Below are 22,410 nucleotides of genomic sequence, written 5' to 3' on the forward strand. Positions count from 1 at the left end.
TGTCATAGGGGCATACGGACGGACCTAGGCCGGGGAGCGGCGAAGCGATGGACAAGCGTGAGCGGGAGCGGCCCAGGGTCGTCCTTGGGGTCAGCGGCGGGATCGCCGCGTACAAGGCGTGTGAGCTGCTGCGGCGGCTGACCGAGTCCGGGCACGACGTACGGGTCGTGCCGACCGCCTCGGCGCTGCACTTCGTCGGCGAGGCCACCTGGTCGGCGCTGTCCGGAAACCCGGCCACCACCGAGGTCTGGGAGTCCGTCCACGAGGTCCCGCACGTCCGTATCGGCCAGGCCGCCGATCTCGTCGTGGTCGCCCCCGCCACCGCCGACCTGCTCGCCAAGGCCGCCCACGGCCTCGCCGACGACCTGCTGACCAACACCCTGCTCACCGCGCGCTGCCCGGTGGTGTTCGCCCCGGCGATGCACACCGAGATGTGGGAGAACCCCGCCACCCAGGAGAACGTCGCCACGCTGCGCCGCCGTGGCGCGCTCGTCATCGACCCGGCCGTCGGCCGGCTGACCGGTGTCGACACCGGCAAGGGCCGCTTCCCCGACCCGGCCGCGATCTTCGAATTCTGCCGCCGGGTGCTGGCCCGCGGCCCACGGGCGGCGGAGCAGGATCTGGCCGGCCGCCATGTCGTGGTCAGCGCGGGCGGCACCCGCGAGCCGCTGGACCCCGTCCGCTACCTGGGCAACCGTTCCTCCGGCAAGCAGGGCTATGCGCTCGCCGGTACGGCGGCGGCCCGCGGTGCCCGGGTCACCCTCGTCGCCGGCAACACCGAGCTGCCGGATCCGGCCGGTGTGGACGTGATCCACATCGGGACGGCCCGTCAGCTCCACGAGGCCGTGCTGAAGGCCGCCGCGGACGCCGATGCCGTGGTCATGGCCGCCGCCGTCGCCGATTTCCGGCCCGCCGTCTACACCACCGGCAAGATCAAGAAAGTCGACGGCCAGGAGCCGGAACCGGTCACTCTGGTACGAAATCCGGACATCCTTGCCGAGCTCTCCGCCGAGCGCACCCGCCCCGGTCAGCTCGTGGTCGGCTTTGCCGCGGAGACCGACGACGTGCTCGCCAACGGCCGCGCCAAGCTCGCCCGCAAGGGCTGTGACCTGTTGGTCGTCAATGAGGTCGGGGAGACCAAGGCGTTCGGCTCGGACGGGAACGAGGCGGTGATCCTGGCGGCTGACGGAACCGAGACCCCGGTCCCGTACGGCCCCAAGGAAGACCTGGCCGACACGGTCTGGGATCTGGTCGCCCCGCGCCTGGCCGAGAGTCGCCCCTGACGTGCCCGTACAGGCCGCGGAACCACTCCACCGGCCCCCTAAAATCCGGCATGCCCCCTTGACCAGGCCCATGCTCAACGTGATCGTCCTACCGTGGGCCGCGGTGTCCCAGGTCACAGGGGGTCCATAAATCGAGACCGCGTGCCCGAACACCGCACACGACCGATAAACTGGCGAGTGGATCGGGCCGAGCGCAGCTCTCGGCCCTTCCGCCAATGATCAGCCAGCAGCCGCTGCAACCCCAGGGAGCGATGTGTCCCGCCGCCTGTTCACCTCGGAGTCCGTGACCGAGGGCCACCCTGACAAGATCGCTGACCAGATCAGCGACACCATTCTCGACGCGCTCCTCAAGGAAGACCCGACGTCCCGGGTCGCCGTGGAGACGTTGATCACCACCGGCCTGGTACATGTGGCCGGCGAGGTGACGACGAAGGCGTACGCCGACATCCCCAATCTCGTCCGCAACAAGATCCTGGACATCGGCTACGACTCGTCCAAGAAGGGCTTCGACGGCGCTTCCTGTGGCGTCTCGGTGTCCATCGGCGCGCAGTCCCCGGACATCGCCCAGGGTGTCGACACCGCGTACGAGAACCGTGTCGAGGGCGATGACGACGAGCTGGACAAGCAGGGCGCCGGCGACCAGGGCCTGATGTTCGGCTACGCCTGCGACGAGACCCCGGAGCTGATGCCGCTCCCGATCAACCTCGCGCACCGGCTCTCCCGCCGTCTCTCCGAGGTCCGCAAGAACGGCACCATTCCTTACCTCCGTCCCGACGGCAAGACCCAGGTCACCATCGAGTACGACGGCCACAAGGCCGTCCGCCTCGACACCGTCGTGGTCTCCTCGCAGCACGCCAGCGACATCGACCTCGACTCGCTCCTGGCACCCGACATCCGCGAGTTCGTCGTCGAGCACGTCCTCAACCAGCTCGTCGAGGACGGCATCAAGCTGGACACCGACGGCTACCGCCTGCTGGTCAACCCGACCGGCCGCTTCGAGATCGGCGGCCCGATGGGTGACGCCGGCCTCACCGGCCGCAAGATCATCATCGACACCTACGGCGGCATGGCCCGCCACGGTGGCGGCGCCTTCTCCGGCAAGGACCCGTCCAAGGTCGACCGTTCGGCCGCCTACGCGATGCGCTGGGTCGCCAAGAACGTCGTCGCCGCCGGCCTCGCGGCCCGCTGCGAGGTCCAGGTCGCGTACGCGATCGGCAAGGCCGAGCCGGTCGGTCTCTTCGTCGAGACCTTCGGCACGGCCACCGTCGACACGGACAAGATCGAACAGGCCATCGCCGAGGTCTTCGACCTCCGCCCGGCCGCGATCATCCGTGACCTCAACCTGCTCCGCCCCATCTACGCGGAGACCGCCGCCTACGGCCACTTCGGCCGTGAGCTGGAGGACTTCACCTGGGAGCGCACGGACCGGGTGGAGGCACTGAAGAAGGCTGCGGGGCTGTAAGTCCCCCTGCACGCCACTCGCTGTGAGCACGGCCCCGGACCGCTTGGCGGTCCGGGGCCGTCGGCTGTCCACAGGGCGACGCGCGCTGTCAGTGCCGTCTGCTAAGACTTGATGCTGTGAGCAGGGAGAACGGGCGACCGGAGGCGGGGGCGGCGGGTGCGGGCGAGCAGTTGGCCCTCATCCGGGAGGCCGTGCGGGAGACCAAGGCGGAGCGGGCGAAGCCGCGGACGTGGCGGGGGGCCGAGCTGGCCGCCGGGCTGCCGGTGGCGCGGGTGCTGGTCGACAAGGGGCTGGTGCACCTCGACCGGTATTTCGACTACGCGGTGCCCGCGGCGATGGATGCCGAGGCGCAGCCCGGGGTGCGGGTGCGGGTGCGGTTCGGGGCGGGCGAGAAGGGCGGCCGCCGTGAGGGCGGCAAGCTGGTCAGCGGGTACATCGTCGAGCGGGCCGCGGAGAGCGACTACCGGGGGGTGCTCGCCCCGATCGCGCAGGTGCTGTCGTCCGAGCGGGTGCTGACGCCCGAGCTGCTGGGGCTGTGCCGGGCGGTGGCGGACCGCTATGCCGGGACGCTCGCCGATGTGGTGCAGCTGGCGGTGCCGCCACGGCGGGCACGGGCGGAGGCCAAGCCGTCGCCTGCGCCACTGCCGCCCAACGCGCCGCCGGAGCCCGGTAGTTGGGAGCGGTACGGGGCAGGGCCCGGGTTCCTGGCGGCGCTGACGCGGGGGGATGCGCCGCGCGCGGTGTGGACGGCGCTGCCCGGGGCGACCTGGCCCGGGGAGCTGGCGCGGGCGGCGGCCGCGGCGCTGGCGGGCGGGCGTGGTGCGCTGGTGGTGGTGCCGGACGGGCGCGCCGCGGCGCGGGTGGACGCGGCGCTCGGCGAGCTGATCGGGGAGGGCCGGCATGTGCTGCTGACCGCCGATGCCGGGCCCGAGGAGCGCTATCGTCGCTGGCTGGCGGTCAGCCGTGGTGCGGTGCGCGCCGTGGTCGGGACCCGGGCGGCGATGTTCGCGCCGGTTGCCGACCTGGGCCTGGTCGCCCTGTGGGACGACGGGGACGCCAGCCACAGTGATCCGCATGCACCCCAGCCCCATGCCCGCGAGGTCCTCATCCAGCGGTCGGTCAACGAGCACGCCGGGTTTCTGCTGGGCGGGCTGAGCTGCACGGTCGAGGCGGCCCAGCTGGTCGAGACGGGCTGGGCGCGCCCGCTGGCCGCCGAGCGCGAGCAGGTGCGGGCCGCGGCGCCCCTGGTGCGTACGGTCAGCGACGGTGACGAGGCGCGGGACGCCGCCGCGCGCGCCGCCCGGCTGCCGTCGATGGCCTGGCAGGTGGTGCGCGAGGGCCTCAAGCACGGACCGGTGCTCGTCCAGGTGCCGCGCCGCGGATATGCGCCCCGGCTGGCCTGCGAACGGTGTCGTACCCCCGCGCGCTGCCGGGCCTGCGCGGGTCCGCTGGAGTCGCAGGAGGCGGGGGAGCTGGCCTGTGCCTGGTGCGGCCGTCCGGAGCCGGACTGGCACTGTGCCGAATGCGGCGGCGCGCGGCTGCGGGCCCAGATCGTGGGGGCGCGGCGGACGGCGGAGGAGCTGGGCCGGGTGTTTCCCTCGGTCCCGGTGCGCACCTCGGGGCGTGATCATGTGCTGGTCACGGTTCCGGGTGCCCCCGCGCTCGTGGTGAGCACCCCGGGCGCCGAGCCGGTGGCCGAGGACGGCGGGTACGCGGCGGCCCTGCTGCTGGACGGCTGGGCGCTGCTGGGGCGGCCGGATCTGCGGGCGGGGGAGGAGGCGCTGCGCCGCTGGCTGGGCGCCGCCGCGCTGGTCCGTGGCCAGGCGGAGGGCGGCACGGTCGCGGTGATCGCGGAGCCGACGCTGCGGCCGGTGCAGGCGCTGGTGCGCTGGGATCCGGTCGGCCATGCGGTCCGCGAGCTGGCCGAGCGGGCCGAGCTGGGTTTCCCTCCGGTGTCCCGGATGGCCTCCGTGGCCGGCCGCGCCGAGGACGTCGTCGAGCTGCTGCGGGACGCCGAACTCCCCGCGGAAGCCGAGGTGTTGGGGCCCGTACCGCTGCCGGTGCCGGACCCCGGGCGCCCGCGCCGGCCGGGTGACCCTCCGCCCGGCGAGCAGTGGGAGCGCGCACTGGTACGCGTCCGTCCCGGCCAGGGAGCCGCCCTCGCCGCGGCGCTCAAGGCCGCCCGCGCGGCCCGGCTGGTCAAGCGGGAGGGGGAGGCCGTCCGCGTGCGGATCGATCCGCCCGATCTGGGGTGAGGGGCGATGAGCGGGGTGGCGGGCGACGGACGGGGTTGTGGGCGAAGCCGCGCAGCCGTGGAGTCGGCGGGTGCGTCGTCCGGTCCGGGGGAGTCCGCCGCACCGCGGTGAGAGAGGTGCGGGCGCTCCGGCCGTGGCACTGTCGCCGGGAGCCGGGAGCCGGGAGCCGGGAGCCGGGAGCCGGGAGCCGGGAGCCGGGAGCCGGGATGCACGGAGCCGAGACGGGACGGGACGGGACGCCCGAGTGATGCACGGAGACGAGGCGGGACGCGCGGGTGATGACGTGACGTCATGTCGCCCTTCAGCCTCCGGACATGGCGCCGCCCCGGGACCGGTGTCAGTGGGTGGTCCCAGGGCGTTGGCGAGCGACGGGGGAGCGGTGGGCGCTCGGTGCCGGGGTGGTTCAGCCGTTGCGGGGGCCGGGGAAGGCACCCGGGCGGGCCGGCTCGTCGCGGGAGACCGCGGAGAGCTGGGCGGGCATGGAGCGGGCGGCCGGGACGGCCGCGGAACCGGGCAGGCCCGCGGCCATGGTCACCGCGCGGGTCGCGGCGGCGGCATCGGACGAACGCACCGTCGGCTCACCGCCGTTGGTCTCCGCGGTGGGCTGGGCGGTGGCTCTGCGGGCACCGTAACGGCGGTGCACCGCCTGTTTGGTGACGCCGAGCGCCGAGCCCACCGCGTCCCAGGAGAATCCCAGCGAACGGTCGAAATCGACCGCGGCCGTGACGAGTGTTTCGACGCTGTCCCGTAGCTCCTGGGCGAGGCGCACTGTCGGGGCGGGGGCGCGTCCGTAGACGACGAAGCCCGCGGAGGGCCCCGTGCGCCGCGGCCGGTAGACGTTGCCGAGCTGCGCGGTCAGCGTGCGCAGTGCGTCCACCTGCCGGCGCACCCGCTCGATGTCCCGCACCAGGAGATGCAGGCTGGCGCGCGCCTGGGCGTCGTGGGTTGCGTGGTCGGCCATGAGCAAGCCTCTCGAACCGGCGTGGAAAAGGAAGGGTGAAAGCGAGCGGGCCGCCAAAGCGGCCCGGTCCGGGTCAATGCTGTTTGACCAACGCGACAGCAGCGGCTCTGGTCACGGTATGGGGGCGCACGAGCTTCCGTACGAGGCGCGGGAAATCTTGTACGCCCCCCGGATCCACCACCCATGGCCTGGGACGGGACCCATAGACTGGTGTGTCGTTCCGCTGCGTGTGAGAGGTAGTTCGCCACCCATGAGGCTTGTCTTCGCCGGCACCCCCGAGGTTGCCGTACCCGCCCTCGATGCCCTGATCGCCTCGGACCGGCACGAGGTCGTGGCCGTCGTCACCCGGCCCGACGCGCCCGCCGGACGCGGCCGGAAGCTGGTCGCCAGCCCGGTGGCGGAGCGTGCGGAGGAGGCGGGCATCGAGGTGCTCAAGCCCGTCAAGCCGCGCGACGAGGACTTTCTGGCCCGGCTGCGGGAGATCGCGCCGGACTGCTGCCCGGTGGTCGCCTACGGTGCGCTGCTGCCGAAGTCCGCGCTCGACATTCCCGCCAAGGGGTGGGTCAATCTGCACTTCTCGCTGCTGCCCGCATGGCGGGGCGCGGCGCCCGTGCAGCATGCGGTGCTGGCGGGGGATGAGGTGACCGGCGCCTCGACGTTCCAGATCGAGACCGGACTGGACTCCGGTCCGGTCTTCGGGGTGCTGACCGAGGAGGTCCGGCCGACGGACACCAGCGGCGATCTGCTGACCCGGCTGGCGTTCGCCGGTTCAGGGCTGCTCGTGGCGACGATGGACGGCATCGAGGACGGCACGCTGGAGGCGGTGCCGCAGCCGGCCGAGGGCGTCACGCTCGCCCCGAAGATCGAGGTCGAGGACGCCAAGGTGGACTGGACGGCGCCCGCGCTGCGGGTCGACCGGGTGATCCGGGGTTGTGCGCCCGCGCCCGGGGCCTGGACGGTGTTCCGCGATGAGCGCCTCAAGCTGATGTCGGCCGCCTCCGCCGCGAGCCACGCCGAGCCGGCCCTGGCGCCCGGTGAACTCGCCGTCACGAAGAAGGCGGTGTACGTCGGCACCGGCAGTCATCCTGTCGAACTCGTCTGGGTCCAGCCGCAGGGCAAGAAGCCCATGAAGGCGGCGGACTGGGCGCGCGGGGTGCGTATCGAGGGCGGGGAGCGGCTGGGGGACTGAGCCCCGGCCGCCGGAACCCGGCCCGGAGCCGCCCTGTCGCGGGGCCTGTTGCCTCCGGGCGGCGGCCCGGTCCGCCGTCCGGCCTCGCGCGCGCTCCGGCCGCGCGCCCGCGTAGGCTGGGACGGACCCCTCATCTCGTACCCGGAGCACCTTTTCTGTGAGTCAGCAGCCGCGTCGCCGCCCCAGCAAGCCCTATCGCCGCCCGCAGAAGGACCCGGTCAGGATCCTCGCGTTCGAGGCGTTGCGGGCCGTCGACGAGCGGGACGCGTACGCGAATCTCGTGCTGCCGCCGTTGCTGCGCAAGGCGCGTGAGGGCGGCGACTTCGACTCCCGGGACGCGGCGCTGGCGACGGAGCTGGTCTACGGGTCGCTGCGGCGGCAGGGGACGTATGACGCGATCATCGCGCAGTGCGTGGACCGCCCGCTGCGGGAGGTGGACCCGCCGGTCCTGGACGTGCTGACCCTCGGGGCGCACCAGTTGCTCGGCACCAGGATTCCCACCCATGCCGCGGTGAGTGCCAGCGTCGAGCTGGCGCGGGTGGTGCTGGGCGACGGGCGGGCGAAGTTCGTCAACGCGGTGCTGCGCAAGATCGCGGCCCATGACCTGGACGGCTGGCTGGAGCGGGTCGCCCCGGAGTACGACGAGGACCCCGAGGACCACCTCGGCATCGTGCATGCGCACCCCCGCTGGATCGTTTCGGCCCTGTGGGACGCGCTCGGCGGAGGCCGGGCCGGCATCGAGGACCTGCTGGAGGCGGACAACGAACGCCCCGAGGTGACGTTGGTGGCCCGGCCCGGCCGGTCCACCGCCGAGGAGCTGCTGGCGGTGGTGGGCGAGGACAGCGCGCTCCCCGGGCGCTGGTCCCCGTATGCGGTACGGCTCGCGGAAGGCGGCGAGCCGGGCGCCCTGGACCCGGTCCGCGAGGGACGCGCCGGGGTGCAGGACGAGGGCAGCCAGCTCGTCGCCCTCGCGCTGGCGAACGCGCCCGTCGAGGGCTCCGACCGCGCCTGGCTCGACGGCTGTGCGGGCCCGGGCGGCAAGGCGGCGCTGCTGGCGGCGCTCGCGGCGCAGCGTGGTGCCGCCCTGCTGGCGTCGGAGAAGCAGCCGCACCGCGCACGTCTGGTGGCACGGGCGCTGGAGGGCAACCCCGGCCCGTACGCGGTCATCACCGCCGACGGCACCCGCCCCGCCTGGCAGCCCGGCGCCTTCGACCGGGTCCTGGTGGACGTGCCGTGCACCGGCCTGGGCGCGCTGCGCCGGCGGCCGGAGGCGCGCTGGCGGCGCCGCCCCGAGGACCTGGACGGGTTCGCCCCGCTCCAGCGCGAGCTGCTGCGCCAGGCACTCGCGGCGGTGCGGGTCGGCGGTGTCGTCGGCTATGCGACCTGCTCGCCGCATCCCGCCGAGACCCGGGCCGTGGTGGACGACGTCCTCAAGGGGCGGGGCGGCGAACCGGTGCAGGTGGAGTGGGTCGACGCCCGGCCCCTGATGCCCGGCGTACCGGCCCTGGGCGACGGCCCGGACGTCCAGCTGTGGCCGCATCTGCACGGCACGGACGCGATGTACCTGGCGCTGCTGCGACGGACGGGCTGAGCGCGGCGGGCCGCGGCCGCCGGCAGCGTCACGCGGCGGTCGACGGCTCCTGTCGCCCGCCGCCGCAACGCGCCGCCGGATCGCCTCTGAGCCCCCTCCGGCATCCGTCCCGGTCCCGTTCCGTCCCGCCTGTGTCCGCTCCCGGCCCGCACGCCATACTGGGGGCATGGCCTTGATCAACCCCAGCATCCTGTCCGCAGACTTCGCCCGCCTCGCCGAGGAGGCGCGGGCCGTCGAGGGCGCCGACTGGCTGCACGTCGACGTCATGGACAACCACTTCGTCCCGAATCTCACCCTGGGTGTGCCGGTGGTCGAGTCGCTGAGCAAGGCGACGGACACCCCCCTCGATCTGCATCTGATGATCGAGGACCCGGACCGCTGGGCGCCGCAGTACATCGAGGCCGGGGCCGGTTCCGTGACCTTCCATGTGGAGGCGGCGGCCGCGCCGGTGCGGCTGGCACGGGAGATCCGGGCCAAGGGCGCACGGGCGTCGATGGCGCTGAAGCCGGCCACGCCGATCGAGCCGTACGAGGATCTGCTGCCCGAGCTCGACATGCTGCTGATCATGACCGTGGAGCCCGGCTTCGGCGGTCAGGCGTTCCTGGACATCATGCTTCCGAAGATCCGCCGCACCCGTGAGCTGATCTCCCGGCACGGGCTGGAGCTGGCGCTCCAGGTGGACGGCGGGGTCTCGGCGGAGACCATCGAGCGGTGCGCGGAGGCGGGCGCCGACGTGTTCGTGGCGGGCTCCGCGGTGTACGGCGCGGACGACCCGGCGAAGGCGGTCCGGGATCTGCGCGAGAAGGCCGAGACGGCGACCGCGGCAGCGGGCTGGGGCTGCCTGCACTGACGGCGGCCGGCGGGGACGGGCAGGCGGTCCGTCTCATTCACGCCACGGAAATCCGTCCGTGGCGGGGCCGTGCCGCCCGTTGTACGTGGCGCAACCCAGCGTTCACGAGGTCGGGGCGGTCGTGGTCCCCGTTGCCGCCGGGTTTCTGAAAGGATGAGCAAAGACTCGATCAGATGCGCAAAAGGGGAGAATTTCGTGGTAGCCAGCCGCCCACAGTCCGGAATGGGCCCTGCCGAGCTGGTGCAGGCCGCGGCCATGGCCCGCCGTTTCTATCTTGAGGGCAAGTCGAAGATCCAGATCGCGGAGGAGTTCGGCGTCAGCCGGTTCAAGGTCGCGCGGGTGCTGGAGACCGCCCTGGAGCGCGATCTCGTACGGATCGAGATCCGGGTGCCCTCCGAGCTGGACGCCGAACGCTCCGACGCCCTGCGGGCCCGCTACGGCCTGCGGCACGCGGTGGTCGTCGAGTCCCCCGCGGACGCTCCCCCCGCCTTCGGCGGCCAGACCCCGCCCGATGACGCCGCCGACCCCGAGAACCTCGGCGAGGTCGCGGCCGACCTCCTCGGCGAGCTGGTCACCGAGGGCGATGTGCTCGGGCTGGCCTGGGGCCGGTCGACCATTCACATGGCGGCCGCGCTGCACCACCTCCCGCCGTGCACCGTCGTGCAGTTGACCGGTGTCTACGACGCGGGCACCGCCGACCGCGGGTCGGTCGAGGCGGTGCGCCGTGCGGCCGATGTCGCCGGCGGCGAGGCGCACCCGATCTATGCGCCGATGCTGCTGCCCGACTCGGCGACCGCCGAGGCGCTGCGCCGCCAGACCGGTATCGCCCGCGCCTTCGACTACTTCGACAAGGTCACCGTCGCCTGTGTCTCCATCGGTTCCTGGGAGCCGGGCGTCTCCACCGTCTACGACATGCTCTCGGAGCAGGAGCGAGAGCACTACGCCTCGCTGGGTGCGGCCGCCGAGATGTCGGCGCACCTCTTCGACACCGAGGGGCGGCGGATCGGCCGGGACCTCGGCGAGCGGTGCATCACCGTCGAGGCGGACCGGCTGCGCCGCATCCCGGAGGTCGTCGCCATCGCCGGCGGCCGGCGCAAGGCCGACGCGATCGGCGCGGTCCTGCGCTCCGGGCTGGTGACGAGCCTGGTCACGGACACCGCCGCCGCCGACCATCTGCTGCTGGAGACCGGCCCCGGGCCGCGCCCCGCACTGGACCGGGCGGACCCTGACGGGGCGTGACCTCCGCCGCAGCATGACCCGGCGCGGGCGGCAGCGGGCGTCCGCCCCGCGGCCCCGCCCCGGGCGCCCCGGACGCCGTCATCGACGAGCAGCCTGCGCGGCCCTGTGACAGCATCGGCGCATGGTGATCCGCTCCATCCCGCGCCGTGCCGCCGCTGTCCTCGGCACGCTGCTCGCCGGGCTGCTCCTCGTACTGGCCGGGTGTGCCACAGGCGGTGGCGACGCGGGGAGTTCACCCGGATCGGGGCGGTCCACCGCCACGGCCGTCGCCGAGGCGCCGAGCCCCACCCGCGTACCGGACTGGGCGCAGGGCATGCCGGTCGTCCCGGTCGGCGCGCTGCCCTCCCAGGCGCGGGACACCCTCCGGCTCATCGACGCCGGCGGGCCCTTTCCGTACGCGCAGGACGGGACCGTCTTCGGCAACCGCGAGCGGCTGCTGCCCCGTCAGCCGCGCGGCCACTACCACGAGTACACGGTCCGCACGCCCGGCTCGCCGGACCGCGGCGCCCGCCGGCTCGTCACCGGCCAGAGCCATGAGACCTACTACACCGACGACCACTACCGGACCTTCAAGGCGGTGCTCCGATGACGGGTTCTGTGCCCCGGCCGCTCGCGGCGGTGCTCGACGGCAGTACGCCCCCGGGAGTGCTGCCGTGGCCCGCGGAGCGCTCGGTGGCGGAGGCGCTCGCCGCCGCGCGGGACGCCGGCTGGACGGCCGGGTCCCTGGACCTGGAGGGGGTCGTGGACAAGGCCGCCTTCATGGAGGGGTGCGTGCGGGCGCTGCGGCTGCCGGACTGGTTCGGCCGCAACTGGGACGCGCTCGCCGACTGCCTCACCGATCTGTCCTGGTGCCCCGCCGACCGTGGCCGGCTGCTCGTCCTGACGGGCTGGCAGGGCTATGCGGCCGCGGCGCCGGACGAGTGGAGCATCGTCGAGGGCGTCCTGGCCGATGCGGTGGGTTACTGGCGCGACACAGACACCGGCCTGGCCGTGATCATGGCCAGGGGGCGGGACCGGCAGGGCGTGTAGCGCCGCCGTACCCGGCCTGACCGGCGGCGATGCCAGGCGGTCCGCCGTCCGCGCGGAACGCCCCGTCCCGGCGTGGTCACCTCAGCCGCCACGGTGCCGTTTGGCGGATCGCACACACGGCCGGGGCGTGGCTCGGATTATCACATGACCCCTGGTCAGGGCCCGTATCCTGGCCATATGCGATTCCTGAATCCGAAGAACGGCGCGCTCGAAGAGAGTTCTTCGGTGCCCTACGACCTGACCTACGACGATGTGTTCATGGTGCCCGGCCGCTCCGCCGTGGGCTCCCGCCAGGGAGTGGACCTCTCCTCGCACGACGGGACGGGTACCACCATCCCGCTCGTGGTCGCCAACATGACGGCGATCGCCGGCCGCCGGATGGCCGAGACCGTTGCCCGCCGTGGTGGCCTGGTCGTCATTCCGCAGGACATTCCGCTCGACGTCGTCACCGAGGTCGTGACCTGGGTCAAGCGCCGTCATCTGGTTCTGGACACCCCGATCGTGCTGTCCCCGGTCGCGACCGTGGCCGACGCCCTGGCGCTGCTGCCCAAGCGGGCGCACGGCGCGGGCATCGTCGTCGACGGCGGCCGTCCGGTCGGCGTCGTCACCGAGCACGACCTGGCCGGTGTGGACCGCTTCACCCAGGTGGCCGAGGTCATGTCCAGGGACCTGCTCGTCCTGGACGCGGACATCGATCCGCGGGAGGCCTTCAACCGCCTCGACGCCGCCAACCGCAAGCTCGCGCCCGCGGTCGACGCGGACGGCATGCTGGTCGGCATCCTCACCCGCAAGGGCGCGCTCCGCGCCACCCTGTACACCCCCGCCACGGACGCCGACGGCAAGCTGCGGATCGCGGCCGCCGTCGGCATCAACGGCGATGTGGCCGGCCGGGCCAAGGCGCTGCTGGAAGCCGGGGTGGACACCCTCGTGGTGGACACCGCGCACGGCCACCAGGAGTCGATGATCACCGCGGTCAGGGCCGTCCGCGGGCTGGACCCGCAGGTGCCGATCGTGGCGGGCAACATCGTCTCCGCCGAGGGCGTCCGCGATCTGGTCGAGGCCGGCGCGGACATCATCAAGGTCGGTGTGGGACCGGGCGCGATGTGCACCACCCGGATGATGACCGGCGTCGGCCGGCCGCAGTTCTCCGCGGTCCTGGAGTGCGCCGCCGAGGCCAGGAAGTTCGGCAAGCACGTCTGGGCCGACGGTGGCATCCGGCACCCCCGCGACGTCGCCATGGCACTGGCCGCGGGTGCGTCCAACGTCATGATCGGCTCCTGGTTCGCCGGCACCCTCGAATCGCCCGGCGACCTCCAGCACACCGCCGACGGCCGGCCGTACAAGGAGAGCTTCGGCATGGCCTCCGCGCGTGCGGTGCGCAACCGTACGAGCGACGAGTCGGCCTACGACCGTGCCCGCAAGGGACTCTTCGAGGAGGGCATCTCCACCTCGCGGATGTTCATCGACCCGGCGCGCCCCGGTGTCGAGGACCTGATCGACTCGGTCATCGCGGGTGTCCGCAGCTCCTGCACCTACGCGGGCGCCGCCTCCCTGGCGGAGTTCGCCGAGAAGGCCGTGGTCGGTGTGCAGAGTGCCGCCGGCTACGCCGAGGGCAAGCCGCTGCACGACAGCTGGAACTGACCCGCCACGGGGCCACGCGCGGGCCCCGGCACCGCCGCACACCGGCCCCGCACCGACTCGGGATGCCGTTGGTTAATCCGGGGTCGGGGTTGTTTCGCCCCGCCGAGCTTGTTGCTCGGCGGGGCGAAGTGCTGCCAGGTGGGAGGTTCGGGTGCGGGCCCGGGGCGCCGCGGTGGTCCAGGCGTCGAGGCGGGCGAGGTTGATCGCGGTTGCGGGAGTTGGTGCTGAAGCGCGGTTCTGTCGAGTCCGCGGTAGCGGCATTGCCGCAGGACCGTGCTGCGGATGGCCTGGGAGATGGTTTGCTCGATGCCGTTGCGGGCCGCGTAGCGTTCCCTCCACTCGGGGGTGCCCTGGGCGGCGCGGGCCTGCCGGATCGCCTCGCCCTCCGCGTCGAGGAAGTACTGCTGCACCCATGCCTGGCGCAGGGTCTGGACGGCGGGTAGTTCACGCAGCCGGCCCGGCGCGTCGGGAGCGTATGCGCCGGCGAGCAGGCGCATGCCGTCCCGGCCGGTCTGCTCGGCCGGCTCGCACCGTTTGGCCTTGGCGGAGGGCAGCCGGTAATCCTCCGGCCGGGAGGCATACCGGTCGAACCAGGCAGGGTCGGCATGAGCGGTCAGCCGGTCGGGGGCGGCGGCCGCGAGCGCGTTGAGCGCCGCCCGGAGGGTCTCGATGACGAACTCCAGCCGGTTCAGCGACCGGATCGCGGCCAGTACATGTGTGGAATCCGTCCTGGCCCGGCCTGGCGGCCTGAGCACGCCGGCCTTGCGGGCGGCGTCCAGGACCCGGTCGAAAACCTGCTGCCCGGCGTCGGCCTCCACCAGCCGGGTGCGGAACTCGCTGAGCACGCAGTAGTCGAAGCCGGGATCGGTCAGCTCCAGGCCTAAGGCGTACTTCCAGTCGATCCGGGCCCGCACGGCCAGGGCCGCCTGCCGGTCCGGCAGCCCTTCGGCGAACTGCAATACCGACACCAGCGCCAGCCGGCCCGGCGACCACGCGGGCCTGCCCCGGACAGGGAACAGGGCGGCGAACTGCTCGTCGGTGAACAGCACTCCCAGCTCGTCCCTGAGCCGGATCGCCAGGCTCCCCTTCGGGAACGCCGCCCTGGCCACCCGTACCGTCTCGCCCGGGACTTCACCCGCCTCCCCAGGCTGCATCGACACCTGCGTCCTCCCCAAACGACAACGTCGGCCTTCAAGACCCCAACCGGGTCTTGAAGGCCGACGTCACGCTCGGCCCCGGATTAACCAACGGCATCCCGACTCGGTGCGGGGCCGCTCGCATATCCGGAACCCGGTCCCCCGGTCCGCCCCGCTCCGCCGGAACCCGTACGATCGGACCCCGGCGCGCAACGAACGGCCGCCCACCGCACCGGTGCGCAACGAACCTTCGTTGTTGCGCAAAGAACCTGCATTACGGCAGGTCAGCGGCGGGCCGTAAGGTCAAGCGCTGTACGTGGAGTGACGGAGTCCGTCTGCTCGGCGGTCTCCTGCTGCGGCATGCTCCGGCATGCCCTTGTACCGACCGCTGCCGGTCGCCGTCATCCGTACCCGTCATCTGATCGGCAGCGATAAAGGAGCCACCCCAGTGTTGGAGCACGGCGCAGCCCCGCCCGCAGGGCCCTCACCGCCCGCCCCCGGAGGCCTCGGCACCCGGCTTATGCGGCGCAAGCCCGTCGAGCGGCTGGTTGCGGAGGGCGGCAAGGGCGAGGGGGGATCGCTCCGCCGCACGATGGGCATGTGGCAGCTGACCATGATCAGCATCGGTGCCACGCTCGGCACCGGCATCTTCGTGGTCCTCGGCGAGGCCGTCCCGGACGCCGGGCCCGCAGTCATCATCTCCTTCGTCATCGCCGGTATCACCGCCCTGTTCTCCGCGCTGTCCTACGCGGAGCTGGCCGGCACCATCCCGGTCTCCGGATCGTCGTACTCCTACGCCTACGCCACCCTCGGTGAGCTGGTCGCCTGGGTCTGCGGCTGGTGCCTGATCCTGGAGTACGGCGTCTCGGTCGCGGCCGTCGCCGTGGGCTGGGGCCAGTATCTGAACGAACTGCTCGCCGGCACGCTCGGGTTCACCATCCCGGACGCGCTGTCCCAGCCGCCCGGCGACGGCGGCATCTTCAACCTGCCGGCGCTGCTGGTCGTGCTGCTCGCGATGGTGTTCCTGCTGGGCGGGGCCAAGGAGAGCGCCCGGGCCAACACGATCATGGTCGTCGTCAAGATCGTCGCCCTGCTGCTGTTCTGCGGCGTCGCCGTGCAGGGCGTGCGGTCGGGCAACTACGCGAACTTCATGCCGATGGGCATGGCGGGTGTCAGCGCCGCCGGCGCCACCCTGTTCTTCTCGTACATCGGCTTCGACGCCGCCTCCACCGCGGGTGAGGAGGCCAAGAACCCGCAGCGCGACATGCCGCGCGCGATCATGCTCTCGCTGGTGATCGTCACCGCGCTGTACTGCCTGGTCGCGGCCATCGCCGTCGGCGCCATGCCCTGGCAGAAGTTCAAGGGCTCGGAGGCCGCGCTGGCCGGGATCATGAAGGACGTCACCGGCCAGAGCTTCTGGGCCGTGCTGCTCGCCTTCGGCGCGGTCATCGCCATCGCCAGCGTCGTGCTGACCGTGCTCTACGGCCAGACCCGCATCCTGTTCGCGATGTCCCGGGACGGGCTGATGCCGAAGGTGTTCGCCAAAGTGCACCCCAAGAGCGGTGCGCCGCGTGCCAACACCGTGATCGTCTCGCTGTTCTGCGGGATCCTCGCCGCCGCGGTGCCGCTGGGCGAGCTGGCCGACGCCACCAGCATCGGCACGCTGTTCGCCTTCGCGCTGGTCAATATCGCGGTGATCGTGCTGCGCCGCACCCGGCCCGACATGCCGCGCAGCTTCCGCACCCCGCTCTCGCCGCTCTTCCCGGCGATCGGCTTTCTGCTGTGCCTCTACATGATGGGCAGCCTCGGCGCCGTGACCTGGGTGGTCTTCGGTGTCTGGATGGCCGTGGGCCTTGTGGTCTACTTCGGATACGGCTTGCGCCGCTCCCGATTGGCCACCGCAGAGAAGTGATCCACCCGCAGTGCGACTGAACGATCTCGACGAACGCATCGTCCACGCCCTCGCCGAGGACGCCCGCCGCAGCTATGCCGACATCGGCCAGGAGGTCGGACTGTCCGCGCCGGCCGTCAAGCGCCGGGTGGACCGGCTGCGGGCCGACGGCGCGATCACCGGCTTCACGGTACGGGTCGATCCGGCCGCGCTCGGCTGGGAGACCGAGGGGTTCATCGAGATCTACTGCCGCCGCAACACCTCGCCCGAGGCGATCCACCGCGGCCTGTCGCGCTACCCGGAAGTGGCGTCCGCCTCCACCGTTACCGGTGAGGCGGACGCCGTCGTCCAGGTCTTCGCCTCCGACATGCGGCACTTCGAGCGGGTGCTGGAGCGGATCGCGGGCGAGCCGTTCGTGGAGCGGACGAAGTCCGTGCTGGTGCTCTCGCCGCTGCTGCGGCGCTACAGCTCGGGGGCGCCGGGGTAGGGGTTCTCCCGGGCCCTCTCAGACGCCCGCCCCGAGATCCGCCGGCACCCGCGGCGGAGTGCCCTGTGTCCAGGCGATACGCAGCGACGAGGCCGCGATCCGCCAGCCCTCCGGGGTCCTGACCAGCTCACTGTCGGCATGACCTGCCGAGAGGAAGACCCCCTCGGAGCCGTCCGCGAGGACATGGGTGCTCAGCTGGGTGCCGCGGGCGGTGGCCCGGTCGCCGTCGATCTCCAGGACGGCGTTGGTGCCCAGATGCACGGTGCGGTCGAACAGGGCCATCGCGGCGCCGACCCGCGCCAGCAGGGCGCTGCGGCCGTGGACGGTGCCGACGGGCAGCTCGGCGGTGACGTCCTCGGTGTGGAAGGCGCGGGCCCAGGCCTCGTCGAACCTCCCCTCGTCCAGGGAGCGGAGGTAGCGGTCCAGCAGGTCGGTGATCTCCGCCCGGTCCGTCAGATACTGGAGTTGGCGTTGCATCGCTTCGGTGTCCATGGCGACGATGCTGCTACCTCAAGCGCGCTTCAGGTCAAGGCCGGATCCCGCTCGGCCCGCGAGCCGGTGCGCAGACCGCGCACCACGAAGAGTCCCACCACCAGCACCACACCCGCCGCGATCCGGTAGCCCAGCGCCGTGGCATCCGTGAACGCGGCGGCCACCGCGGCACCGTGTCCCATACCCGAGGCGAAGCGCACGGACAGGACCGTGCCCACCACGGCGACGCCCAGCGCCGCGCCCAACTCCCGTGCCGCGCCCTGGAGTCCGGAGCCCATCCCGGAGCGTCCGGCGGGTACGGACGCCACGATCGCATGCGAGAGCGTCGGCATCGCCAGCCCCGCACCGGCCGACATCACCAGGAGAAACGCCAGATAGCGGAGGTAGGGGGTGTGGGCGTCCGTGGTGGAGAGCAGCAGCAGACCGGCTGCGATCAGCGCCAGCCCCGCGCCGGCCGTCCTGGCCTCGCCGGCCCGTTGCGCCCCGCGCATCCCGTACTTCGTCACCGCCATCATCCCGAAGGCGAGCGGCACGAGCGCACAGCCCGTCTGTAGCGGTGAGTACCCCTTCACGTATTGCAGGAACTGCGCGTTGACGTAGAAGAGCGCGAACATCCCGAAGAAGGTGACGGCGATGCCGATGCTGCCGGCCCGCAGCCGCCCCAGCCGGAACAGCCGGGGGTCCAGCACCGGATGCGCGGCCCGCAGCCCGTGCCGTACGAACAGCGCGAACACCACCAGCGCCAGGGCGAAGGCGCCGGCCACCGGGAACGAGAGCCAGCCCAGCCCCGGGCCTTCGATGATGCCGAAGAGCAGCGCAGCCGCTCCGAGGACCAGCAGCGCCGAGCCCGGCAGATCCAGCGTCGCGGTCTGCCGGGGAACCCGGGGCGCGGCCTTCGCGACCCAGGCCAGCAGGGCCAGGGCGAGGGGCACATACGCCCAGAACAGCCCCTGCCAGGGCAGGTATTGGAGGATCAGCGCGCCGCCCGCGTTGCCCGCCATCCCGCCGAGGCCGACCGCCGTGCTCCATGCGGCGACGGCCCCGGCCTTGCGGTCGGGCGGGGAGGCGTGCAGCAGGACGGACATGGTCGCCGGGACCAGGAGGGCGGCCCCCGCGCCCGAGAGCGCCCGGCCCGCCAGGAGCACCGGCAGCGTGGTCGCGGGCGCACTCAGCAGGGCGCCCGCGGCGAACACGCCGAGCCCGGTGAGCAGTACGCCCTTGCGGCCCACCCGGTCGCCGAGCGCACCGGCCGGGATCAGCAGCCCCGCGAAGACGAGTACATAGGTGTCGACGATCCACAGCAGCTGGGCGGGGGAGGGGTGCAGCCCGCTCGCGGCGATCTTGGGTATCGCGAGATTCATCGCGGCCACCAACGACTGCGCCACCAGCACGCAGGCGCACATCGCGGCCGTCACCGAGCGCCGCCGGGTGAGGGTGCCGAGGAGCGGGGGAGGGGAGTGGGGAGGTGAAGCGGTCGAGGTCATGGCAGGAAGCTAGAGTCCGGGTGAGTTGACCTCAAATGCAAGGGGTGCACTTCATGGTTGCGCGAAACGCAAACATCGACCTCAACCTGCTGACGGCGCTGGATGCCCTGCTCGAAGAAGAGAGCGTGACCGCGGCCGCCGACCGGCTCGGGCTCTCCGGACCGGCCATGAGCCGGGCACTCGGCCGTATCCGCCGCATCGTCGGCGACCCCGTCCTGGTGCGGGCCGGCCGTCATATGGTGCCCACCCCGCGCGCGTTGGAGATCAGGGCCGAGGTACGCCGGCTGGTGGAGGCGGCCCATGGAGTGCTGGCCCCGTCCGCGCCGGCCGACCCGGCCGAACTGGCCCGGGTGTTCACCCTCTACGCCAATGACCTCTTCGTCACCGCCCTCGGCCCGCGGCTGGTCGCCCGCGTCGCCGAGGAGGCGCCGCGGGTTGTGCTGCGCTTCCTCGGGGAGAGCCATGTCGATGTGCCGTTGCTGCGGGACGGCGCGGCGGACCTGGAGCTGGGCGTCATCGACAGCCTGGAGCCGGAGATCCGCAGGGAGCAGCTGTTCGTCGACCACAGCGTCGCGGTGGTGCGCGAGGGGCACCCGCTGACCACCGGGAAACTCACCGCGCGCCGTTTCGCCGCCGCCCCGCACCTCAACTTCTCCCGCCGCGGCCGGCTGACCGGACCGCTCGACGCGGCGCTCGCCGAACGCGGGCTGCGGCGCACGGTGATCGCTACCGTCCCGACCTTCGCCGCCTCGCTGATGATGGTCCGGGACAGCGATGCGGTCGGCCTGGCCAACGCACGCGCCGCGGCCTCGACGGTCCGCGGTCTGGGGCTGCGCACGCTGCCGATCCCGCTCGAACTGCCCCCAATGATCATGGAGATGGCCTGGCACCCGCGCCAGGAGGCCGACGCGGGGCACCGCTGGCTGCGCGGGATGGTGCGGGAGACGGTGCGGGAGGCCCTGCGGGAGCTGCCGCCCGAGGAGGACTGAGCGCGGTGGCCCGGCCGGGCCGGTCGGCTCCCGGATCCGGTCGGTCCGTTCCGGTCGGCTCTCCTGCCCGGTCGGTCCGTCCCGGGCGACCCCTCTCGGTCCATCCCGGTCAGTCGGTCCTGGGCGGGCTCGCTTGTCCGGTCAGTCCCTCCTGGGCGGTCAGTCCGTCCCCGGCGCCCCGCTCGCCGCGCCGAAATCGTCCATGAAGCGGGTGAACAGCCGGGCGAACGCGGCACGGTCGGCGGCCGGCCAGTCCCGGGTCACCCGCGCCACCATGGCCCGCCGGAAGGTGTGCACGGTCTCCAGCAGCTCCCGTCCGTCCGGGGTGACGGCCAGCAGAGTGCGCCGGCCGTCCGTCTGGTCGGCCTCCCGGCGGAGATGACCGGCTTGCACGGCCGCCGCCACCAGCTTGCTCGCCCGCGGCTGGTCGACCCGGAGCGCATCCGCCACCTCGCGCACCCCGGCCGGTTCCCCGCGCTCCTCGGCGGCCTCGACGACATCCAGCACATCGAACGCGGCGCCCCCCGGCACCGGCGCCCCGGCCTGCCGCTCCGCCCGGCGCGCCAGCGTCCGGCGGGCGGCGCTGCGGCGCAGGGCCACCATGGCGCGCTCGATCGCCGCGACCTCCGCATCGACGTCCGTATCGACGTCCGCATCGGTCTCCGCGTCGATCGCCGCGACCTCCACATCCGGATCGCCGGCCGCTCTGTCCCGCTCCGCGTCGTGCATCCGCACTCTCCTCGCGCTCTGCTCGCGCTCGTCCCGCCGCCATAACCCGTTGCCCCGTCGCTCCGGGAGAAGCATACTCGGCAACAGGTACTTGTCATTGTGCATGCATATCTGCTTCCGGGAGGCACCACCATGACCACCACCCCGTACAAGCCCATCGGCTACTACCTCAAGGCGCTGGACGCCCTGATCGACGAGGACTTCGCCCGGTCCCTGTCCGCACACGAGCTGACCCGGCGCGACTGGCAGGTGCTCAACAGCCTCGCCCTCCAGGGCCCGCTCACCCGGCAGACGCTGGGCCGCCTCCTCGGGCCCTTCCGGGAGCCGGGAGCGCGCACCCTCGACGAGGTCGTCCACGCCCTGGCCGACCGGGGCCGGATCACCGCCGACGGTGACACCCTCGCGCTCACCACGGCCGGCCGGCGGGCCCACGCGGAGGCAGCGTCCCTGGTCGACGTCAGCCGCGCCCGTCTGCTGCGCGGGCTCACCGAGGACGACTACGTCCGTACCGTCGCCGTCCTCGACCGGATGACGGCCAGCATGGCGTCCGGACGCTGACGGGCGGACCGACGTGCACCGGAGCCGGGCCTGTACCGGACCCGGGCGTGCACCGGAGCCCCCGCCTGTACCGGACCCGGACGTGCACCCGGAGCCCGGCGTGCACGGTCCCGGGGGCGCCCCGGCTGCGGGGCGCAACGAATCACCGCACAGTCCCTTGAACGCGCAACGAATCGTCCGTCGGCACGCAACGGTGGCGCCTTGTCCGGAATCGTCGGCGGCCCGTACCGTCAATGCGTCCACCCGCACCGTCCCGCCGAGGGGTCCCATGACGTCGCTGCACACCGCCCTGCTCCAGAGTTCGGGCCGGCCCGGCGATGTCGCGCACAATCTGCGGGTCCTCGACGACGCGGCGCGCGAGGCGGCGGCGACCGGCGCCGGACTGCTCGCCTGCCCCGAGCTGTTCCTGACCGGCTACGCGATCGGCGGCGACGTCCACCGCCTCGCCGAGACCGCCGACGGCGACAGCGCACAGGCCATCGGAAGGATCGCCGCCGAGCACGGCATCGCGGTGCTCTACGGCTACCCCGAGCGCGCCGCGCAGGACGAGCCCGACAGCGCCGCGGTCTACAACGCGGCGCAGCTCATCGGCCCGGAGGGCGAGCGACTCGCGAACTACCGCAAGACCCACCTCTTCGGCTGCTTCGAGCACGAATGGTTCACCCCCGGGGAGCAGGCCGTCGTCCAGGCCGAACTGGCCGGCCTCCGGATCGGCCTGCTGATCTGCTACGACGTGGAGTTCCCGGAGAACGTCCGGGCCCATGCGCTGGCCGGCACCGATCTGCTGCTGGTCCCCACCGCGCAGATGCACCCCTTCCAGTTCGTCGCCGAGTCCGTCATCCCGGTCCGCGCCTTCGAGAACCAGATGTACGTCGCGTACGTCAACCGGGTCGGCGCCGAGGGCGAGTTCGAGTTCGTCGGCCTCAGCTGTCTGGCCGGTCCGGACGGTGTCGTCCGTACCCGTGCCGGCCGTACCGAGCAGCTGGTGCGGGCCGATGTCGACCCCGCCTTCCTGAAGGAATCCCGGGCGGACAACCCCTATCTGCACGACCGCCGGCCGGAGCTGTACGGCCCGCTGACATGAACTGACCCGCCCCCCCTCTGATCCGCCGCAGGCCGCCTGCCCGGTCCGCGCTGCCCTGCC

Annotated in this window: 20 protein-coding genes and 1 pseudogene; 15 read left to right on the forward strand and 6 right to left on the reverse strand. The window is 72.9% G+C overall.

From position 1 onward, the window contains the following. Positions 1 to 47: 47 nt before the first annotated feature. From coaBC to IF67_RS0119500, 3 genes are all read left to right on the forward strand, one after another. Positions 48 to 1,283, forward strand: coding sequence for a bifunctional phosphopantothenoylcysteine decarboxylase/phosphopantothenate--cysteine ligase CoaBC (coaBC, locus tag IF67_RS0119490; RefSeq protein WP_030987334.1), 1,236 nt, complete (start codon positions 48 to 50; stop codon positions 1,281 to 1,283). 253 nt (positions 1,284 to 1,536) lie between these two features. Beyond that, positions 1,537 to 2,745 carry a methionine adenosyltransferase gene (gene metK / locus IF67_RS0119495; protein ID WP_030987337.1) on the forward strand — a complete coding sequence of 403 codons (1,209 nt, stop codon included), beginning with the start codon at positions 1,537 to 1,539 and terminating at the stop codon, positions 2,743 to 2,745. Between the two features lie 116 nt (positions 2,746 to 2,861). Next, on the forward strand, positions 2,862 to 5,000 hold the full coding sequence (locus IF67_RS0119500; RefSeq protein WP_030987339.1) for a primosomal protein N': 2,139 nt from the start codon (positions 2,862 to 2,864) through the stop codon (positions 4,998 to 5,000). 403 nt (positions 5,001 to 5,403) lie between these two features. On the opposite strand, the gene IF67_RS0119505 is transcribed toward IF67_RS0119500, so the two are convergent. Continuing rightward, positions 5,404 to 5,961 carry a hypothetical protein gene (locus IF67_RS0119505; RefSeq protein ID WP_030987341.1) on the reverse strand — a complete coding sequence of 186 codons (558 nt, stop codon included), beginning with the start codon at positions 5,959 to 5,961 and terminating at the stop codon, positions 5,404 to 5,406. A 250-nt stretch (positions 5,962 to 6,211) separates the two neighbouring features. Between IF67_RS0119505 and fmt the strand changes: the two genes are divergently transcribed. The 7 genes from fmt to IF67_RS0119540 all read left to right on the forward strand — a co-directional run bounded on the left by fmt (position 6,212) and on the right by IF67_RS0119540 (position 13,500). Then, entirely contained in the window at positions 6,212 to 7,150 is a 939-nt protein-coding gene (fmt, locus tag IF67_RS0119510) for a methionyl-tRNA formyltransferase (protein WP_030987343.1), read from the forward strand. Positions 7,151 to 7,307: 157 nt separating this feature from the next. Then, entirely contained in the window at positions 7,308 to 8,741 is a 1,434-nt protein-coding gene (locus IF67_RS0119515; RefSeq protein WP_030987345.1) for an RsmB/NOP family class I SAM-dependent RNA methyltransferase, read from the forward strand. 166 nt (positions 8,742 to 8,907) lie between these two features. Continuing rightward, a complete protein-coding gene (gene rpe / locus IF67_RS0119520; RefSeq protein ID WP_030987347.1) occupies positions 8,908 to 9,591 on the forward strand; it encodes a ribulose-phosphate 3-epimerase in 684 nt (227 codons plus the stop codon). Between the two features lie 222 nt (positions 9,592 to 9,813). Then, positions 9,814 to 10,830 (forward strand): sugar-binding transcriptional regulator, encoded by a 1,017-nt coding sequence (locus IF67_RS0119525; protein WP_030987349.1) that lies wholly within the window; start codon positions 9,814 to 9,816, stop codon positions 10,828 to 10,830. A gap of 121 nt (positions 10,831 to 10,951) precedes the next feature. Beyond that, a complete protein-coding gene (locus IF67_RS0119530) occupies positions 10,952 to 11,419 on the forward strand; it encodes a ribonuclease domain-containing protein (protein ID WP_030987351.1) in 468 nt (155 codons plus the stop codon). Next, complete coding sequence (locus IF67_RS0119535; RefSeq protein ID WP_030987352.1) at positions 11,416 to 11,859, forward strand: barstar family protein; 444 nt, start codon at positions 11,416 to 11,418, stop codon at positions 11,857 to 11,859. The genes IF67_RS0119530 and IF67_RS0119535 overlap by 4 nt, the downstream gene beginning before the upstream one ends. Before the next feature lie 177 nt (positions 11,860 to 12,036). Next, positions 12,037 to 13,500, forward strand: a complete 1,464-nt coding sequence (locus IF67_RS0119540; RefSeq protein WP_030987354.1) for a GuaB1 family IMP dehydrogenase-related protein — start codon at positions 12,037 to 12,039, stop codon at positions 13,498 to 13,500. Here IF67_RS0119540 and IF67_RS46295 read toward each other — a convergent pair. Both IF67_RS46295 and IF67_RS40360 read right to left on the reverse strand, forming a co-directional pair. Beyond that, positions 13,461 to 13,874 carry a transposase gene (locus tag IF67_RS46295; RefSeq protein WP_420708690.1) on the reverse strand — a complete coding sequence of 138 codons (414 nt, stop codon included), beginning with the start codon at positions 13,872 to 13,874 and terminating at the stop codon, positions 13,461 to 13,463. The genes IF67_RS0119540 and IF67_RS46295 overlap by 40 nt on opposite strands. Next, positions 13,866 to 14,660, reverse strand: a pseudogene (locus tag IF67_RS40360) (transposase); the annotation flags it as partial. The pseudogene IF67_RS40360 and the gene IF67_RS46295, both read right to left, overlap by 9 nt. 424 nt (positions 14,661 to 15,084) lie before the next feature. On the opposite strand from IF67_RS40360, the gene IF67_RS0119550 reads away from it, so the two are divergent. Further along, positions 15,085 to 16,548, forward strand: coding sequence for an amino acid permease (locus IF67_RS0119550; RefSeq protein ID WP_030987358.1), 1,464 nt, complete (start codon positions 15,085 to 15,087; stop codon positions 16,546 to 16,548). A gap of 10 nt (positions 16,549 to 16,558) precedes the next feature. Beyond that, positions 16,559 to 17,014 carry an Lrp/AsnC family transcriptional regulator gene (locus tag IF67_RS0119555; protein ID WP_030076492.1) on the forward strand — a complete coding sequence of 152 codons (456 nt, stop codon included), beginning with the start codon at positions 16,559 to 16,561 and terminating at the stop codon, positions 17,012 to 17,014. Between the two features lie 18 nt (positions 17,015 to 17,032). Here the strand turns inward: IF67_RS0119555 and IF67_RS0119560 are convergent, their stop codons facing one another. Together IF67_RS0119560 and IF67_RS0119565 are read right to left on the reverse strand one after the other, a co-directional pair. Beyond that, on the reverse strand, positions 17,033 to 17,506 hold the full coding sequence (locus tag IF67_RS0119560) for a nuclear transport factor 2 family protein (protein WP_030987360.1): 474 nt from the start codon (positions 17,504 to 17,506) through the stop codon (positions 17,033 to 17,035). A gap of 29 nt (positions 17,507 to 17,535) precedes the next feature. Continuing rightward, complete coding sequence (locus tag IF67_RS0119565) at positions 17,536 to 18,990, reverse strand: MFS transporter (RefSeq protein WP_051818264.1); 1,455 nt, start codon at positions 18,988 to 18,990, stop codon at positions 17,536 to 17,538. A gap of 53 nt (positions 18,991 to 19,043) precedes the next feature. Here IF67_RS0119565 and IF67_RS0119570 point away from each other — a divergent pair, with 53 nt between their 5' ends. Further along, entirely contained in the window at positions 19,044 to 19,979 is a 936-nt protein-coding gene (locus IF67_RS0119570; protein ID WP_030987365.1) for a LysR family transcriptional regulator, read from the forward strand. Positions 19,980 to 20,138: 159 nt separating this feature from the next. On the opposite strand, the gene IF67_RS0119575 is transcribed toward IF67_RS0119570, so the two are convergent. Then, complete coding sequence (locus IF67_RS0119575) at positions 20,139 to 20,708, reverse strand: MarR family winged helix-turn-helix transcriptional regulator (RefSeq protein ID WP_078889510.1); 570 nt, start codon at positions 20,706 to 20,708, stop codon at positions 20,139 to 20,141. Between the two features lie 132 nt (positions 20,709 to 20,840). On the opposite strand from IF67_RS0119575, the gene IF67_RS0119580 reads away from it, so the two are divergent. Together IF67_RS0119580 and IF67_RS0119585 are read left to right on the forward strand one after the other, a co-directional pair. Then, positions 20,841 to 21,266 (forward strand): MarR family winged helix-turn-helix transcriptional regulator, encoded by a 426-nt coding sequence (locus tag IF67_RS0119580; RefSeq protein ID WP_030987370.1) that lies wholly within the window; start codon positions 20,841 to 20,843, stop codon positions 21,264 to 21,266. A gap of 268 nt (positions 21,267 to 21,534) precedes the next feature. Next, positions 21,535 to 22,350, forward strand: coding sequence for a carbon-nitrogen hydrolase family protein (locus tag IF67_RS0119585; RefSeq protein WP_030987372.1), 816 nt, complete (start codon positions 21,535 to 21,537; stop codon positions 22,348 to 22,350). Positions 22,351 to 22,410 lie beyond the last annotated feature (60 nt).

Source organism: Streptomyces sp. NRRL S-1813 (genome assembly GCF_000719605.1).
In the GTDB taxonomy this organism is placed as follows: domain Bacteria; phylum Actinomycetota; class Actinomycetes; order Streptomycetales; family Streptomycetaceae; genus Streptomyces; species Streptomyces decoyicus.